Genomic DNA, 16,943 nt, shown 5'->3' with positions numbered 1-16,943 from the left:
CGATCCAAACGGGTTACGCCTGAACGACAGGTCATTTAATCAGGCTAAGAAACTCGCTGCGGGTGGCAGCGTTTTCGCGAAATTCGCCGAGCATCACCGAGGTGATCATTGATGAATTCTGCTTCTCGACGCCACGCATCATCATGCACATGTGCTTGGCCTCAATCACCACAGCCACGCCCAACGCACCGGTGACCTGCTGGATTGCTTCGGCAATCTGACGGCTCAGGTTTTCCTGAATCTGTAACCGGCGTGCATACATGTCAACGATACGGGCGACTTTCGACAGCCCGAGCACTTTGCCGCTGGGGATGTACGCCACATGAGCCTTGCCAATGAACGGCAGCAAGTGATGCTCGCACAACGAATATAACTCGATGTCCTTGACCATGACCATTTCGCTCGCGTCGGAGCTGAAGAGGGCGCCGTTGGTGACTTCTTCCAGGGTTTGTTCATAGCCGCGACACAGATACTTCATTGCCTTGGCTGCACGCTTTGGCGTGTCGATCAACCCTTCGCGAGAAACGTCCTCGCCCAGTTGACCCAAAATCGCGGTGTAATTCTGTTCCAGTGTCACAGGGCTGTGTTTCCGTGTGGGTTCAATAATGGGCGACATAGTAGCTTACGCGGGCAGGCAGGTGTACGGCTGTGGGGTCGTAAATCAGGTGCATGCGCCACGAACATGGCAGTAATTGCAGTCAATTCAGTTCTTTACCCAACCTTTACAGTCGTCGGCACGCTAATGCTCAGGTTTTGCGGTCTGAATTATCAGGTAACAAATACCTGCCGTGAAGAGAGTAAATGAAATGAGTCGACTCGTAAAAGTTGCAATTGTTGTGGCGGTATTGTCATCCATGTCGGGCTGTTTCTTCGGACCTTGGCACGACGGTCATTGGCATGACCATCGTTACGCGGACAACCGCCGCTACTGATAGTCAGTCGGGCCTGGACATCAGATAGGCCCGTGTGAGCCAACATTTGGAAGGTCGCGACTAGAGGGATTACTCGTCGCGGCCTTCCATTGCGCTAAGCATTTCCTTCGGAAGTGTTTCTGAGACGGAATTATTGCGGGTAATAGGTGGTCATACGCGCCAATTTTTTTGAGGGTTTACCTCGTGCCCTATTGAGCGCTCTTATGAATGGGTTTGATCTTACCGAATGAATTTCATTAGTAAATCCACTCCTCATCGTGCGGACGCTCTGCATAAAGAGAGGATCATACGAAATGACAGTGTGGTGATAGGCTTGTACCGGTCGCCTAATGACGTTCGCTACTTGTTGCGCGGCGCCTGACCGCCCCCCCCAGCAAGCGACTAGAGTTACCGGCTTTCCAAGTGGATAACCTATGCTTTCAAGCGCTGGTGCTATGTCTTGGATGGCGACAATAGTGGCGTTAGTGTACTTTCCGGTTTTACTCATTAAATTTCCCAACATATCCCCATGGGTCTCGTAGGCGGCGTTTCCGCTGCCCAAAAGATTATCGTGAAGAACCACGTCGTGTTCTCCAGGTTTAGTTTGAAAGAGCGTCTTGGGAGATTTAGCTTTGCCAGTCGAATTAATAGACTTGGCACCGCGTCCTACAAAGCGGTCTGCCCATTTCGCACCTGATCTGGCTACGGATGGACCCAGTGCAGTCACTGTCGAGGCAATACCAGTCCCCATGGATACCCACCCCAGAATACTGGCTGCCTTTTGATCTCCGCCGGTCGCTTCTAGGGTCATCGCAGCGACTCCTGTTGCCAGTGAAACCACTCCAAGACCCGCCGATGCTATGGCCAGCGCTCCGCCAGCGGTGAGTGATGCCATGCCGAGGGAGAACAGCGCCGCGATTGCCGGCGCAGCAGTCCCCATCGACGCGACCGTTCCTGCAATTGCGAGCGTCATCCCAACGCCGGCTATCACCCAACTCAACCAGCCGTGTCCGTCAGGATCAATGTTGTTAACGGGGTCGCCGCCACAATAGGCATAGCCATTTATGCCTCCCCGGCCAAATGGACTTTCACTGTCTGGGCTCAAAAAGCACATGAGCACAGGGTCATACGGCCTGTAACCTCCCGGCATATACCATCCGGTAAAGGTGTCTATTACTTCCCCGGCAAACCCTATTCCGCTTTTTGGCAAATCTGTATGGGTCGCTCCGTGAGCGGTATAGTTTAGCGTGCGTGAGAACTCATCGACTTCCAGGCGAACGGAGCCCTGCGCATCGCATCCCAGCAGTAACACATCAACACTAGCAAACTGCGCGTCGCCATTTGTATGTGAAGCTGCGCGCACCGCATTGCTCAATCTACTTTGTGCAAATACCGAGTTTGCATTACCGACGTAGGTCACCAAGCCGTTGGCGTCTTGTTTGTTAGCTAATCGATCGCCTTGGTAAAAGTGCCGTTGTGTTTCGCCGTCTAATATACGTTCAGCCATGAGCCCCAGTGGGGTGTAGTGATAATCGCAGGCCCGCACTCCGTCAATAACCTTTACCAGCCTGTCTTCAGCGTCCCACACCAACTCTCGTCCCCGGCCATCCTTTAACACGTTGCCATGGGCGTCATACTCGAGTTCTAACGACTTCGGCCAGGACGGATGAGTGTGTGTTACCTGCGCCAGCTGCGTGGGGTCTTGCGGGTTATAAATAAATATGGCCTCGTCGCGTTGTCCGTCGGCGTATTCTGTAACGACTTTTTCGTTCCCATCTAATGCATTAAGGGTAAAGGTTTGCCGCTGCAAAACGTTGCCGTAAGGGTCAGTAGGGGCCTTTGTTCCGGACGCTGTGTACTGAACGAGGCGGCCGCGAACGTCGTAGTCATACGCCTCGTTACTCAGTAACTGTTCACCGTCGCTCCACGCTTGTGTGGCGAGTTGGTCTTTAGCCGTATAGGTCATTTCCTGGCGAACGACTCGCACGCCTTCATCGTTGACGGTTGAAAAGGTTCTGGTTATTTCTCGGCCAAACTCGTCATAAGACAGTGTCTGACTCAGAGATCGAGTGTGTTCGGAGTCTACGGTCGACGTGCGGTAAGCACGAGACAATCCGTCATATTCTATCGTCACGGTCACTGTTCCACTTTGCAGCACCGCCAGGCGTCCCAGGTTGTCGTATTCAAGGGTCTGTTGTGTGCCAGCTATATCTGTAGTGCCAAGTGGGCGACCGTTCAGGGTGTAGCGAGACGATGTGGTATGTTCCTCTCCGTCTACATGCCACGACTGGGAAACGGGTCTCCCCGACTTGGAATAGGTTGTGACTTGCTCGCCCAATTGTCCCGTGGCTCGAATCATCTGGCCGTGCAACGGATCGTAGTCGTAGTTGGCGATCTCTCCATTAACACGGGTCCCGATCAGTTCATTGTCCAAGAGCGGCTCGTACAGATACTGAAGCACATGCCCGCGCGCGGTCGTTTGAGCCACCGGAGCTATTAACCCGACCACATACTGGAATGAGCTATGCCGGCCGAAAATGTTCAGGCTGCGCTGCCTTCCTGCCCCGTCGAATGTTTGTTGCCCAACGATGATGGGCTTTCCTCCGAGGGGCGTGAGCGTGATTGATTCCGGATGGTCTCCGTCGCTGTGCGCTGCATATGTCCAGCTAACTAACGTTCCATCTGGCAGCTCTGTGTCAGTGATGCGGTCATGCACGTCGTAGCGGGTAAGGGTTACCGTCGGTTTCTCTACGTTTGGCTCAATCAGGCGGCGTGCAATGACACGGTCCAGCCCGTCCCTCTGGTCCTCCAGTGTGCGAAGCAATTGATTTTTCAAGTCATAGTGTTCGGTCCGAATCGGACTGCCCGCAACGTTGCTGATCGATACGGTGAGTGCAGATACTTTTCCATCGCTGCCCTCCAACCATGTGCGGGTTTGCAGGCTGACAGGGTCACTGTAACTATATTCGGTGACACCGTCGGGCCGATGCGAAGCGGTTTGTATACCCCAGCCGTTATAGTCGTATTGTGTTGTCAAACTGATAGGGAGTGATTGACCCGGTACCCAATCCAGCGTGGTGCTTTCTTTTACCTGGCCTCTGTCGTTATAGCGAGTGCGGGACACTTCTCTAAACGTACCGGGCAGGTTATCGATGTCTTCGACCTCCGTACTTATCACGCGCCCATCGCCGTCCAGGTAAAGCCGTTGCCGTCCTCCATTCACATCGGTTTCTTCAACTAAAACCGAAGAGTCGTGTAACGCCCCTGACAGCTGAAAGCGAGAAGTGGTGATGGCTTTATACAGCGTGCCAGGCGCTATTGTCTTACGAGTAACACGGCCTAATGAGTCGTGCTCATACTGGGCCTGTACGCCATTTTCATTCTGCTCAAGCGTGGTCAGGCCAGTTAAAATGGAGTGAACATCGTTCTGCGTAACCGAGTTCTGGGGGGTATTTTCGAAGCCAGTGACAGTCGTCTGAACAGTCAGTTGATTAGTTTCAAGGGCATAGTTGTAAAGGGTTGTGGTGGCCAGGTTGTTCAGTGTCGTCACGGACAGAAGAGGGCGGCCATGATGTGCGCCGCCGTCGCGTATGTAGGTCTGTGTCGTGCGGCCTATCAGCTCCTGTCCCGATGCAGTTAGTTGCACGGTTTGCTCTTGCTGGGTGACGATGTGGGCTTTGGCATCCGCTAATAAAGAAGGGAGCAATTCATAGCGATAAATGGTTGCCAGGGTTGGTGCTTGGTCGTCCGAGCCATGCTCCACGGGGGCCGGTGTCACTGTGTATTGCTTAAGCCAGCGCGAAAATAGATACGGGTCTGCGGGACATCCTTCTCCGCCTGTCGCCGGGTAATACTCCCGCTCCTCAATCACCCCAGTCTTGGCGCGTTGAAATAAGATGTTGCCGGTTTCGTCATAGCGAGTTTCTACCCGTTCTGTTCGACGGGTTACAGGTGACTGTGTGCTGTCCTCGTACTCCGTGGTGACTTCTATGGGCAGTTGACACCAAGGTTTCTGATCGGCCCATGGTATTGATGGGTCTTCGTCGTAGGTCGTAAGGGTTCTGACAATACACCCTTGGCAACTGACGGTTTCTTCCGTTTGAAGGTGGAAGCGGTTCCAGGTACGTAACGTTGTACTCAATTCTGTGCCTGTTTCGTCCCACTGGGTTTCAACGACCCCATAATCGTAGGCCTCGCCCAATTGATAGAGATTGTCAGTGCCGTCTCTCCAGTCGATAGGGAGGCGAGAGCCATACCCGTAGAAATTATTGGTGTTTATCCATTGGTAAGTAGCACTGAACTCTGGCTGCTGCTGGCCGGGGTCGTGGCTCCATGAAGTGATTCTTGGGAGTGAAGCCAGCGGGGCGCCGCGGGGCAACAGATGGCCGCTAAGGCCTGTTGCGTAGACAATGCGGTCGTGACTGCCCAAGGGGCTTCTAACGTCGGACGGAAATAACAAGCTGTCGTGCTCATCGTATAAAAAATCCCATCGACTTTGAGCGTCATCGCGGAGAATGACTGAGCTCAACTGGCTGTTAGCTATTAGCAAGACGAACGTTGAGGACTCATCAGAATCGGGGTTGGCTGTTACAGTGATCTCACCGACTGCGTAGTCGGCGGTGATTCTCAGCAAGTCGCGTGTTTCATCTCGAACTGTTGAAAGAAAATAAACACCGTGGTTCGAGGGCAACCACTCGAGAAAAACTTGGCGCCCTTCATGAGAGCGGACCGTTGTTAATACCGCTATGCCGCTGTTGCTCTCATATTCCAGTATTTCGGTCTCGCCGGACTTATATTCAACCCGAAACCTCAGGCCTTGGTTATCCAACGCGATAACACGGAAGCTGTCCAGTTTTTTGTCGAAGAATTTTAGTTCTCCGCCGTCGGTGTAATCGGAATTTTCCGAATCCAGGCTGTATTGGTCGCCCGATGAAAGGCGCAAGGTGCGAGTGTTAAAGTCTAACGCCGAGAGCGCCAATGCCCAGCCTCGTCCGAATCCGTTGTCTCTGGCCGATGCTGGAGAGCTAAATACCAGATTTGGCGATACGGAGGGTCCCGTCAGCGCATTGGCTTCGCCAATGGGCAACGTAAGCGCAAGCGTAAACTGGCCAGTTCGGGCATCAACGCCGGTACGGACATGGCTAAGGAAGTTAGTTGCCTGAGAGTAAAGCCCGCTGCCGTTTTGAAGGCGAGCCAGATCGAGCGGTGTTTGGGGATTTATCGCTTCATCGTCCATGATCGGCCTCGGTGTGCCAAGACCTGCCCGGCACGTTATCAAATTATTCCATCCGGTAATGCTGCACACATTGCTAATTGATAGGGTTGTCGCCCAATGACAGGGTATTGCCATCCGATGAGTTATTGAGCCAGATGATGCTCTCATTGCCGAAAGTATCTATATATCCAACCCGGGCACTATCATGTTTGCCTCCTGCATAGCCTGCCCCGTATTTATCGATAATCCGAGAGGCTGTTGCTTTTCCTTCAGGGGTCAAATACTCATTTACAGTAAATGAAATATTGAAGCTATTGCCGGGTACAAAGGTTTTGAAATTGACCGTCCTGGAAAGGTCAGCTCTATAAGCGGTTTGGACTTTGTTGGCGTCCGATTTCTTCCAGGAGTAATGCCATTGATCGCCAGGGGTAGTGTAATGGATGCTGTCTCTGATTTTGTACCCTGGGTCGTTAAAGTAAATGTCATAAATATCCACGTCAAAATGGTCGTTGCTAGTCTTATCTCGGCGCCATGCACTAAAAGACCCCGCTCTAAACGTAACCGGCGTATGAGATTTTACCGTCAGCGAACTGTTGAACTTTGCCCCTTGTGAAGCTGCGCCACCACTAGGGACTTCTTGACTGTGGGTGTGGAAAGTTGTGCCGGAAAGCAAAGTAATGGACGCGGCGATGCGTATTGTTTCCACGCTTTTCGTCGTAAACCACTTAAGCGATTCTTGGCGAAGAATATGGTTGTCCCTTTCTTCTGTCGCGACATTGGCTGAATTGAGCGTTCCTGCATTGTCGGGCTCTTGTAGCGGGAAACTCGATTCGGAAAAATAATCATATTTTTGAACTCTTGTATTGCTGAGATTTTCTAATTCTACGCCGGTATGGTAGTTGACGAAGGTTATACTCTCGAGTTCTGTTGCAGACAGCGCAACGACTTCACCGTTAGCGTTCCTTGCCTCAATGATTACTTTCAGCGGAACTTGCTGTCGACCATTTCCGAACACATTGGCGGTGCTGTTATCTTGCGTTCTTTCGAGATAGATTATTTGAAACCAGCTAAGGGTTTCCCAAGTAGCATTGGGCTCTGAAGGGCTCGGTGTGCCGGGTTGTGCCTGGGTATTCTTTGCGGTGCTGTCTTTTTTCTGTTTCACGATGAATTCCTTTTCATGTGTAGGTGCTGAGTTGACGCGCGCCTAGATACTCGTTATCTCAAGATTGGTGCGCGCTACAAATCCCGATGCACCGTTGAATTGCACGCCGACGGCGTGATCATTTCCGTTCATGTCGATGCCGTTCACCTTGCATGGACCATTGTGATAGATTGCACTGTTACTGTGGTATGGAATATTAATGCCGCCCTGCAGAACAATTGATAGTCTTCCCGGACTTTGATAGGTAACATACATGACTCTTTCCTCTTTAAACGCGTCGCCCGTTATAATATCTTCATCATAACTAAATGCTGGCTGGTTTGGGCCGGCGAAGCCGACGTTGGATGCTCGGGTTTCTGCTGGATTTCTGTCATCCCACTGAATCATGCCTAAAGGCAGTACTTCTGCGGACTTGAAAATCATGTTAGTGGGGTAAAGTTGGTACTCGTACACGAACCTCCCCAGGTTCTCGTTACCGCTGACTAACCTGCGTGTTAATGTATAGTTGTCCGGTGCTGAAAAATCGGGTGTCCTGACGGAGGTTAATGTAACGCTGTGCTCAAATGGAATGATGGACTGATACGTTTCATCTGCGCTTCGGGACACTTGCGCACGCAGTTTGATCGCGTCTCCGGCTGTGGCACGCGTCATGACGTAGAATCGTTTCTGGTAAAACGTCTCTGCCTGCTCTAATTCGTTTCTTTTATTAGTAATGCTGGGTTGTTCCTTGGCGGCAATAGGGTAGTAATCGTAAACACCCTGTGTTTCGCTGGCCCACCAGCTATTAACACCCACCTCGTCTGGTAAGCGCACATACTCGCCGTTGCTTTGCTGCACCACGATGCATAAAGATTCTTTTTGCAGCGTGGTCAGCGGGAACGCTTCCTTGGTTTTTAGGGTGAGTGTCACCTCAACTTGCTGTCGGCCATTGGCGTAGAGTAATTGACTACCAGAAGTCGTTTCGATATCAAACTCAAGCAGCCAGATGGATGGATTGTCCGCTTTGTTGTTGGCGTGAGTCATAGTGTTGCTCCCTATGAGGAATCATTTATTCCGTTAAATGGGCTTCACCGTTTGGGTTGACGCGTGAGTGCCCTGACTGGCTAACTGTAAGGGGTGGTGGTGTATATAAAGAGACGTTAGTTAGTCAGGCCGGAAAGATCAAGTTTGACGTGGCTTTTTCTTATACTATTTAGCGATGATCGTAAGTCGGTGAGGCGTTGCTGAAGATTTGATTGTTGTATAACAATCATTTAACGGGCGTTGATTATTTCGGCCGGTTGCAGTCAAAAAAATTATGCAATGCCTGCCTGCCTGCCTGCCTAGCTAAGCGCTAAAGCAGGCGAGCTTCGCATGTCGAATATCGACCAGGATTACTCGTCGCGGCCTTCCATCATTGTCCGTTTGAGAACCACGTACAGCGCGCCCGCGCCCCCGTGTTTCGCCAGGCAAGAACAAAACCCAAGTACTTGAGAATGCTGCCGGAGCCACGTATTGACATGGCTTTTAATCAACGGCCTTTTGCCGTCCAGTCGAACTGACTTGCCGTGGGTCACCCGCACGCAGCGGATTTCCAGCTTGGTGGCTTCAGCAAGGAACTCCCACAAGGTTTCTCGGGCGACTTCAACAGTCATGCCATGCAAGTCCAGACTGCCTTCAAAGCTAATCTGGCCGAGCTTGAGCTTGCGCATTTGCCCTTCTTGCACCCCGTCACGCGACCAACTGAGTTCGTCTTCTGGGCCAACATCAATGACAAATTGATCTGATAAACCATCGACCGTCACCGAATCGGTGCGCACTGTTGCTGCTTGGCGCAATTTCGCCAGATGCTTGCGGTCAGGTTTGGGTTTGCCGACATCGGCATGGTCTTGCTTGATCGGCTTTACGCCGCGGATCTCATTCTTGAACAGGGAAAAGTCGTCGTCTTGCATGTGAGCCTCCGCGCAGGAGGGCTAGTCTACCCAAGTCACACCCTGCTCGGCGCGACAAAAACGTCATCACCCGCTGTCAGAATCCCGTTAGCGGGAGTGCGCCTGGGTTTAATCGTGCTTTTTCATCAGGTGCGGGGACATATTCAACGAGCCAGTGCGGCGCAAACGGCGGCGGCAGCGGCGCCACAGCCACACACCCACGTACAACACGAACAACCCGGCCACTACGACCAGCGATGCGCCAAGCGGGCTAGCGTTAAGGTCGCCTAGTGCGGGCGGGTGACCAATCAGGCTGGCGATACCCGCCAACATCAGCAATACGCCGCAGGTCGCCATCAGGGCTGCCACTGCAGCGCCAAACCGTGTCCGCCAGTTGCTCGGGCCTTTGGGGCGCAAGCGGCGGGCATCGAATCCATCGGATGATTTCATTCCGATTTTCCTCTCAGGGTATCGGCGCTCTGACCAGTATATGACTGGCTGGTTCCCGATTGAGGGGATTCAAAGGCAAATGCAAGTGATTAATAGATGGGCGGTTATACGGGGCCAGGGTCTTTTCCCAAGGGAATTCACCGGGGCTCGATGCCCTAGAACCGCCGCGGGCGGTTCTGGTTCAGCCCGCTACGGCTAGATCAAGTCTGTGGTCAGCGCGAGCGTAGCGAAGTTGTCGGCCATAATCGCCATTTCAGTTTGATGAACGACCTCGGCGCTGACGATACCCTGCTTGCTTGGCAAGTCGCGGGTGGCACAGGCGTCTTCGACCAGCGTGCAACGGTAGCCGTAGTCTTTGGCCGCACGCACCGTTGTGCTGATGCTCGAGTGGCTCATAAAGCCGCACACGATCAGGTCCAGGTGCCCCAAGCTCTGCAGCAGGTCGTCCAGCCCGGTACCGTTGAAGGCGTTCGGCAAGCGTTTTTCCACCAGGTGTTCTGCATCTTCCGGCAATAGCTCAGGAAGCAGTTCGCCACGTTCGCCTTGGGGGTCGAACAAACCGCCCACTGTACCGAGGTGGCGAATGTGCACGATAGGGCACGCCGCCGCACGGGCAGCCGCGACCAGTTTGCAGATATTGGCGACCGCTTCTTTGATCCCGCTCAAGGCCAGCGGACCGCTCATGTATTCTTTTTGCGCGTCAATAATAATCAGCGTGGCATTGCTCAAATTGGCCGGTGCATAACCACGGCCACTGAGTTGAAACATCGTTTTTGGATCGGACATCTGGGGCTCCTTCGGGTGGGGCTTTTGCGACATTGTCCTCTGGCTGAGCGGTTCTGTGAATGGTCATATGCGCAAGCAGCGTGGTTGTTGGCCTGCGGACCATTTGACCTGGCGAAAACCGATGGCGTTTTGCCAATAAAACTCGATTTCCGGATGTAAATAGCCTTTCCGTGATGGCTTTTTGATTCCTCAGCTGCCCTTGGTCACAGGCATCGTTTGTTCGGCCTATGACTGATAGAATCGCCGGTCGTTTTTTGAGGAGTTTGCCTGTGATCACTTCCCGCCTTCGCACCCTGCGCGACCACATCCGTTGGGCTGTCAGCCGTTTTCACGGGGAAGATCTGTTTTTCGGGCACGGTACCGACAACGCTTGGGACGAAGCCCGCCAGTTAGTGCTCGGCGCGTTACATCTGCCGTGGGAAATCGCTGATAGCTACCTTGACTGCCGCCTGGAAGACGACGAACTGGTCAATCTGCAACGCTTGCTCAAGCGCCGCATCGTTGATCGAATTCCAACCGCGTATCTGTTGGGTGAAGCGCTATTTTGCGGTTTGTCGTTCATTGTCGATGATCGGGTGCTGATTCCTCGCTCACCAATTGGCGAGCAGATTGAAAAACGTTTCGAACCTTGGCTGGCGCAAGACCCGGCGCGGATTCTTGACCTGTGTACCGGTTCTGGTTGTATCGGTATCGCCTGTGCGTTCGAATTTCCGGAAGCGGAAGTCGTGTTGGCCGATCTTTCCTACGAAGCATTGGAAGTGGCGAACCAGAATATCGAGCGGCATGGCGTCGATGATCGTGTCTACACCGTCCAGGGTGACGGCTTCGACGGTTTGCCTGGGCAGCGTTTTGATCTGATCGTGTCCAATCCGCCGTACGTGGACGCCGAAGACTTCGCCGACATGCCCGACGAATATCAGCACGAACCTGAGCTGGCGCTGGCGTGTGGCGACGATGGTTTAAATCTGGTTCGACGGATGCTCAGTCAGGCCGGGGAGCATCTGACGGAGAAGGGCTTGCTGATTGTCGAAGTCGGCAACAGCCAGATCCATGTTGAGGCGCTCTATCCCGAAGTCGATTTTGCCTGGCTCGAATTCGAACGTGGCGGGCACGGGGTGTTCATGTTGACCGCAGAGCAATGCCGTGAGCACCAAGCGTTGTTTGCTGCGCGGGTGTAACGGGACTGCGATTTTCAGAATCGGTGGGAGCGAAGTCATTCGCGAAAGCAACAACGTGGTCCATCAGACAGACCGTGTTGCTCGCTTCCCGAATGAATTCGGCCCCACACAGCCTTCACTGAAGCTACCTATGCGTCGCAATCCAGATCAGTAACGCCGCCTGAAACACCGCAAATGCTACCAGGCAGGCGATGGTGAAGCGCAAACCGGTGTCTTCACGCTTAAACTGGGCGACCGTTTCTTCCTGCTTGCGCAGTCTGATTTCTTGCTCCAGCAGGTTGCTTTCGGCCTGTTCAAGCATGTTGGCAGTTTCCAAGACCTCCATGACCTGAATTTTGTCGTTGTTCCAGGAACTGTGCAGTTCTCCCAATAGCACGTCTTTCACGGTGCCTTTCATGTGCTGTGCATCGGCATACGACACGGCAAACCCTTGAGTTTTGAGGACGTGATCGCGGCGCAGGCGAGTGTCTTCGTTCAGCGCGTCTTTGCTGGCAAGCGTGATGCCGTCGACGGTGTAACCGGACCATCTTCTACGGGCCCAAGCGACACCGTGCGCGATCAAAAATCGACCGATGCCGCGGTTCCACGGCTCAATCTGCAAGCCAGACTCAGGGCTGAATCTAATGCGGTGCGTGCTGTGGTCGACCCACACGTCCAGATGGTTCTGTTCTTTGCGTACCCGTTGTCCGGCCAACTGAATGTCCAGGCGCAGCAAACTGAGCTCTTTGCTGTGGCGTTCCACCCGTCCGAACTGCACAAAGCGCAGGGGCCGTGCGCCAGTGATGCGGTGGGTCGGGAGGGGGGAAAGGCGCAGCATCTGGAAATGATCGGTCTGGACATCCGCCCACGGCAGAAGCACCGGCTCTGCCTCAACCGGCGCAGTGTCAGTATTGGTTTCAGCTTCTACGTCGAGTAGGGCTTGAGTATCGGTCATGTCGGCAATCCCGTGGCCAGGCACCCAGCAGCAAACTTGGTGCCGGTCATCTGCTATCGGCCGTTTCTTTCAGGACTGTAGGCCATAACCCGGAATGCGCACTTTATGCAGCAGGTAGCGCCCCAATGAACTGCAGGATGCGCGTGGACAACTCGCTGGCGAGCGGTAACTGCGGATCTCTATAGGATGCTAGCTGGCGCTTGATGTCGTTAGGCACGATGCGCATGACATGATTCATGCCGTCGATCAGCGCCAGGTCCGAATCAGGTTTTGCGGCATGGAGCAGTTCCGCATCGCCGATGCCCACTTGAATGTCGTGACGGCCCTGAATGATCAGCGCCGGGACCTTTAATCTACCGAAGGCTTGGGCGGGGTTCTGGCGGAACAATGAAATCAGGTACGGCTGCACACTAGGGCGGAATACCACTTCCAGCGCAGGCGGCACATTGTCGTCGGTGTGACCGGCTTTCAGCGATGCGATAATTTGCTCGCTACGCTGGAGCAAGGCTGGCGGCAAGCGGTATTGCAGTTGTTCGCGCACCACTTGATCCACCGGACGTCCGGTACCGGCGATGGAAATTACCGCAGCCGCCCCGGCTTTTTGCGCGGCCAGTGACGCAACCAACGCGCCTTCACTGTGCCCCATCAAGATCAATGGCCCCAAACGCGGGTCTGCCTTGAGCTTTTGGCCCCAAGCCTCGGCATCCGCCACGTACGCTTCGATGCTTAGATTGCGCTCATCAGGCGTCGCCGCCGTGCCGGTTGCCACGCCACGTTTGTCATAGCGCACGCTGGCGATGTTGTGCTTGGCAAGAATCTTCGCCAGACGCTTCATGCTGTCGTTGCGCCCGCCATCGGTATTGTTGCCGTCGCGATCAGTAGGCCCAGAGCCGGATATCATCAATACCACGGGCACCGGGGCATCTGACTTGGGCAGCACCAAGGTGCCGAACAATTCGCCGGTACCAGTATCGAGGCTGATAGGGCGTTGCAATATAACCGTTGGCGCAGTGGCCGGTAGGGTTACGGCTTGAGCAAGGCCAGTGAAAAGCGGAAGTATCAAGGTGAGAACTCGAATTACAGCGGTGACTCGTAACATCTAGAAGGCCACGTTCAGTATAAGTGCCGATTGGACGCATCCGTACGTATAAGGTTCGGTAAGCTCCAGAAGGATGAACTACACCGGCAGCCTGCGTATACTGGTGGACTTGTGATTTTGATGAATTTTCGCGGAGCGTCCTGCATGTCCGGCAATACCTACGGCAAGCTGTTCACTGTCACCACTGCTGGTGAAAGCCACGGTCCAGCACTGGTTGCTATCGTTGACGGCTGCCCGCCGGGGCTTGAACTGTCGGCACAAGACCTGCAACACGACCTTGATCGCCGCAAGCCCGGAACCAGTCGCCATACCACACAGCGTCAGGAAGCCGATGAAGTCGAGATTCTCTCGGGTGTTTTCGAAGGTAAAACCACCGGCACCCCGATCGGCCTGCTGATTCGTAACACCGATCAGAAGTCCAAGGACTATTCGGCGATTTCTGATGTGTTCCGGCCGGCCCATGCCGATTACACCTACCACCATAAATACGGCGTCCGCGATTATCGCGGCGGCGGTCGCAGTTCCGCCCGTGAAACCGCCATGCGCGTGGCTGCCGGTGCAATTGCCAAGAAATACCTGGCCACCCAAGGCATTCAAATTCGTGGCTACATGAGCCAGTTGGGTCCGATCGAGATTGCGTTCAAAACCTGGGATTCGGTCGAGCAAAACGCCTTTTTCTGCCCAGATCCAGACAAAGTGCCAGAGCTTGAGGCCTACATGGATCAACTGCGTCGGGATCAGGATTCAGTCGGCGCGAAAATCACTGTTGTCGCCGAAGGCGTGAAACCGGGCTTGGGTGAGCCGATTTTTGACCGTCTGGATGCTGAACTGGCCCATGCGCTGATGAGCATCAATGCCGTCAAAGGCGTAGAAATCGGCGCCGGTTTTGCCTGCGTCGCTCAGCGTGGCACCGAACACCGCGATGAGCTGACGCCAGAGGGCTTTGTGTCGAACAATGCCGGCGGTATTTTGGGCGGGATTTCGTCGGGTCAGCCGATTGTCGCCCATCTGGCTTTGAAGCCAACCTCCAGCATCACCACACCAGGGCACTCCATCGACGTCAATGGCGCTGCGAAGGACGTGATCACCAAAGGTCGCCATGACCCGTGCGTCGGTATTCGCGCTACGCCGATTGCTGAAGCGATGATGGCCATCGTCTTGATGGATCACCTGCTGCGTAATCGTGGCCAAAACGCGGATGTGCGGGTGTCGACACCCGTTCTGGGCCAACTGTAATGCGCGATGGCGGTGACGCTGCTGCGGCGTTTTAGCCGTGGCAGCCACTTCAGGAAGCCTTTCAGTCGAACAGGTGCCCGGCCCCATTCCTTATTGGCGGCTGTCCAGTTTCTATCTGTTCTATTTCGCGTTACTCGGGTCTACAGCGCCATTTCTGGCGCTGTACTTCGACCATCTCGGCTTTTCCAGCGCACGCATCGGTGAGTTAGTGGCTATTCCGATGCTGATGCGCTGCATTGCGCCGAACATCTGGGGCTGGCTCGGCGATTACACCGGCCGCCGTCTGGCAATCGTACGGCTTGGCGCGGTGTGCACGCTGCTGACCTTTTCGCTGATCCTGTTCGACAAGAGCTATGCATGGCTCGCGATGGTCATGGCCCTGCAAGCCTTTTTTTGGCACGCCGTCTTGCCGCAGTTCGAGGTCATCACACTGGCCCATCTGCGGGGGCAAACGTCCCGTTACAGCCAGGTTCGGCTGTGGGGCTCCATCGGCTTTATCCTGGCCGTGGTGGCGTTAGGACGACTGTTCGAGTGGTTCAGCCTTGATGTTTATCCACAGGCGCTGCTATTGATCATGACGGGAATCGTCGCCAGCAGTTGGTGGGTTCCTACTGCGCAGCCGGTGTCGTCCACCCAGCGGCTGAGCAGTGGAGGCTTTCTCACACAACTGGGTCAACCCGGCGTGCTGGCGTTTTACGGCTGTGTCGCGCTGATGCAATTAAGTCATGGCCCTTACTACACATTTTTGACGCTACACCTTGAACACTTGGGCTACAGTCGCGGGGTTATCGGCCTGCTATGGGCGTTAGGTGTTGTTGCCGAAGTGTCGATGTTCTTGTCAATGAGTCGAATTCTGCAACGCTTTTCCGTTCGCCAGGTTCTGCTGGTCAGCTTTTTACTCGCGGCGTTGCGTTGGTTGCTGCTGGGCAGTTTTGCCGAGTACTTATCGATCCTGATTTTCGCTCAAGTACTGCACGCGGCAACGTTTGGCAGTTTTCACGCCGCCGCAATCCATTTCGTGCAACGTAGCTTTGGTTCTCGACAACAAGGTCAGGGCCAGGCGTTGTATGCCGCGCTGTCGGGAATGGGCGGTGCCATTGGCGCGTTGTATTCTGGTTACAGCTGGAACGCGTTAGGCCCGAACTGGACGTTCAGCATCGCCAGCCTTGCCGCATTGGCTGCTGCCGTCATGATTGCTACACGAACGAAAGAGGACAGGGCATGACCCGCGATCAACTCGCCCAGCAAATCATCGAAGCCGGGCACTTCCTATACAGCCGAGGTTGGTCCCCGGCCACCAGCAGCAACTATTCGACGCGGTTGTCTGCTACCACAGCGCTGTTGACTGCTTCGGGCAAGCACAAAGGTCAACTGCGGCCTGAAGACGTGTTGGTCACCGACATGGCAGGCAACAGCCTTGAACCGGGTAAAAAGCCTTCGGCCGAGACGCTGCTGCACACGCAGATATACCTGAGCAGACCACAGGTCGGCGCGGTGTTGCACACCCATTCAGTCAACGCGACCGTGTTGTCACGCCTGACGCCAGGTGATCATCTGCTGTTTGAAAACTATGAGTTACAGAAGGCCTTTACCGGCGTGGTCACTCACGAGTCCGCCGTTGTGGTGCCTATTTTCGACAACGATCAGGACATTGCCCGCCTGGCCGAGAAGGTGCAGCCTTGGCTCGATGCCCATCCGGAGTGCCCTGGCTACCTGATTCGCGGCCATGGCCTCTATACGTGGGGCCCGCACATGAGTGATGCCCTGCGCCAGATCGAAGCGTTTGAATTTTTGTTCGAGTGCGAGCTCAAGACCCGCTCGCTAGTCAACGTAAACTCGCCGGTCAACGTAAAGGAGTTGCCGCTATGAGCAGCCTGTCCGTGTATCACATTTCATCACCTGGTTTGCCAAACAAGGTATTGACCCACCTCGAAGACATCGCCTCGACATTGGCCGAGCACGGCGTCGGCTTTGATCGCTGGCAAGCCTCGGCACCGATTTCCCCCGGCGCCTCGCAAGAAGAAGTCATCGCAGCCTATCAAGTGCAGATCGATAAGCTGAT

Annotated in this window: 14 protein-coding genes and 1 pseudogene; 6 read left to right on the top strand and 9 right to left on the bottom strand. The window is 54.3% G+C overall.

Features of this window, described 5'->3' with window-relative positions; all coding sequences use genetic code 11:
- Positions 1–31 precede the first annotated feature (31 nt).
- A complete protein-coding gene (gene folE / locus M0974_RS31225) occupies positions 32–577 on the bottom strand; it encodes a GTP cyclohydrolase I FolE (protein WP_297845893.1) in 546 nt (181 codons plus the stop codon).
- Positions 578–806: 229 nt separating this feature from the next.
- On the opposite strand from folE, the gene M0974_RS31220 reads away from it, so the two are divergent.
- Complete coding sequence (locus tag M0974_RS31220; protein ID WP_297845892.1) at positions 807–932, top strand: hypothetical protein; 126 nt, start codon at positions 807–809, stop codon at positions 930–932.
- Between the two features lie 130 nt (positions 933–1,062).
- On the opposite strand, the gene M0974_RS31215 is transcribed toward M0974_RS31220, so the two are convergent.
- The 6 genes from M0974_RS31215 to M0974_RS31190 all read right to left on the bottom strand — a co-directional run bounded on the left by M0974_RS31215 (position 1,063) and on the right by M0974_RS31190 (position 10,434).
- Positions 1,063–6,147, bottom strand: a complete 5,085-nt coding sequence (locus tag M0974_RS31215) for an RHS repeat-associated core domain-containing protein (protein WP_297845889.1) — start codon at positions 6,145–6,147, stop codon at positions 1,063–1,065.
- Between the two features lie 73 nt (positions 6,148–6,220).
- Positions 6,221–7,288, bottom strand: coding sequence for a hypothetical protein (locus tag M0974_RS31210; protein ID WP_297845888.1), 1,068 nt, complete (start codon positions 7,286–7,288; stop codon positions 6,221–6,223).
- Positions 7,289–7,330: 42 nt separating this feature from the next.
- The gene (locus M0974_RS31205; protein ID WP_297845887.1) at positions 7,331–8,311 is read right to left on the bottom strand and encodes a hypothetical protein; all 981 of its coding nucleotides are present in this window, start codon (positions 8,309–8,311) and stop codon (positions 7,331–7,333) included.
- 350 nt (positions 8,312–8,661) lie between these two features.
- Positions 8,662–9,219 (bottom strand): Smr/MutS family protein, encoded by a 558-nt coding sequence (locus M0974_RS31200; RefSeq protein WP_297845885.1) that lies wholly within the window; start codon positions 9,217–9,219, stop codon positions 8,662–8,664.
- A gap of 108 nt (positions 9,220–9,327) precedes the next feature.
- Positions 9,328–9,648, bottom strand: a complete 321-nt coding sequence (locus tag M0974_RS31195) for a hypothetical protein (RefSeq protein ID WP_297845883.1) — start codon at positions 9,646–9,648, stop codon at positions 9,328–9,330.
- Positions 9,649–9,843: 195 nt separating this feature from the next.
- Positions 9,844–10,434 carry a cysteine hydrolase family protein gene (locus M0974_RS31190; protein WP_297845882.1) on the bottom strand — a complete coding sequence of 197 codons (591 nt, stop codon included), beginning with the start codon at positions 10,432–10,434 and terminating at the stop codon, positions 9,844–9,846.
- Between the two features lie 269 nt (positions 10,435–10,703).
- Here M0974_RS31190 and prmB point away from each other — a divergent pair, with 269 nt between their 5' ends.
- Positions 10,704–11,612 (top strand): 50S ribosomal protein L3 N(5)-glutamine methyltransferase, encoded by a 909-nt coding sequence (gene prmB, locus M0974_RS31185; RefSeq protein ID WP_297845881.1) that lies wholly within the window; start codon positions 10,704–10,706, stop codon positions 11,610–11,612.
- A 124-nt stretch (positions 11,613–11,736) separates the two neighbouring features.
- Here the strand turns inward: prmB and M0974_RS31180 are convergent, their stop codons facing one another.
- Together M0974_RS31180 and M0974_RS31175 are read right to left on the bottom strand one after the other, a co-directional pair.
- Positions 11,737–12,546 carry a hypothetical protein gene (locus M0974_RS31180; protein WP_297845879.1) on the bottom strand — a complete coding sequence of 270 codons (810 nt, stop codon included), beginning with the start codon at positions 12,544–12,546 and terminating at the stop codon, positions 11,737–11,739.
- 103 nt (positions 12,547–12,649) lie between these two features.
- On the bottom strand, positions 12,650–13,645 hold the full coding sequence (locus M0974_RS31175) for an alpha/beta fold hydrolase (protein ID WP_297845877.1): 996 nt from the start codon (positions 13,643–13,645) through the stop codon (positions 12,650–12,652).
- A 144-nt stretch (positions 13,646–13,789) separates the two neighbouring features.
- On the opposite strand from M0974_RS31175, the gene aroC reads away from it, so the two are divergent.
- The 4 genes and pseudogenes from aroC to M0974_RS31155 all read left to right on the top strand — a co-directional run.
- Complete coding sequence (aroC, locus tag M0974_RS31170) at positions 13,790–14,881, top strand: chorismate synthase (protein ID WP_297845876.1); 1,092 nt, start codon at positions 13,790–13,792, stop codon at positions 14,879–14,881.
- A 73-nt stretch (positions 14,882–14,954) separates the two neighbouring features.
- Complete coding sequence (locus M0974_RS31165; protein ID WP_297845895.1) at positions 14,955–16,106, top strand: MFS transporter; 1,152 nt, start codon at positions 14,955–14,957, stop codon at positions 16,104–16,106.
- Positions 16,103–16,750 (top strand): methylthioribulose 1-phosphate dehydratase, encoded by a 648-nt coding sequence (locus M0974_RS31160; RefSeq protein ID WP_297845874.1) that lies wholly within the window; start codon positions 16,103–16,105, stop codon positions 16,748–16,750. Before M0974_RS31165 ends, M0974_RS31160 begins: the two co-directional genes overlap by 4 nt.
- A pseudogene (locus M0974_RS31155) lies at positions 16,747–16,943 on the top strand (acireductone dioxygenase); the annotation flags it as partial. The gene M0974_RS31160 and the pseudogene M0974_RS31155, both read left to right, overlap by 4 nt.

Source organism: Pseudomonas sp. (assembly GCF_026224925.1).
Taxonomy (GTDB): domain Bacteria; phylum Pseudomonadota; class Gammaproteobacteria; order Pseudomonadales; family Pseudomonadaceae; genus Aquipseudomonas.
The sequence above is the reverse complement of the archived record's forward strand: the minus strand, read 5'-3'. Positions and strand labels throughout refer to the sequence as shown.

Coding starts and splice junctions, on each gene's coding strand:
- M0974_RS31220 (WP_297845892.1), top strand. CDS start 807: ATGAGTCGACTCGTAAAAGTTGCAATTGTTGTGGCGGTATTGTCATCC.
- M0974_RS31195 (WP_297845883.1), bottom strand. CDS start 9,648: ATGAAATCATCCGATGGATTCGATGCCCGCCGCTTGCGCCCCAAAGGC.
- M0974_RS31175 (WP_297845877.1), bottom strand. CDS start 13,645: ATGTTACGAGTCACCGCTGTAATTCGAGTTCTCACCTTGATACTTCCG.
- M0974_RS31190 (WP_297845882.1), bottom strand. CDS start 10,434: ATGTCCGATCCAAAAACGATGTTTCAACTCAGTGGCCGTGGTTATGCA.
- M0974_RS31215 (WP_297845889.1), bottom strand. CDS start 6,147: ATGGACGATGAAGCGATAAATCCCCAAACACCGCTCGATCTGGCTCGC.
- M0974_RS31205 (WP_297845887.1), bottom strand. CDS start 8,311: ATGACTCACGCCAACAACAAAGCGGACAATCCATCCATCTGGCTGCTT.
- M0974_RS31160 (WP_297845874.1), top strand. CDS start 16,103: ATGACCCGCGATCAACTCGCCCAGCAAATCATCGAAGCCGGGCACTTC.
- M0974_RS31200 (WP_297845885.1), bottom strand. CDS start 9,219: ATGCAAGACGACGACTTTTCCCTGTTCAAGAATGAGATCCGCGGCGTA.
- M0974_RS31180 (WP_297845879.1), bottom strand. CDS start 12,546: ATGACCGATACTCAAGCCCTACTCGACGTAGAAGCTGAAACCAATACT.
- aroC (WP_297845876.1), top strand. CDS start 13,790: ATGTCCGGCAATACCTACGGCAAGCTGTTCACTGTCACCACTGCTGGT.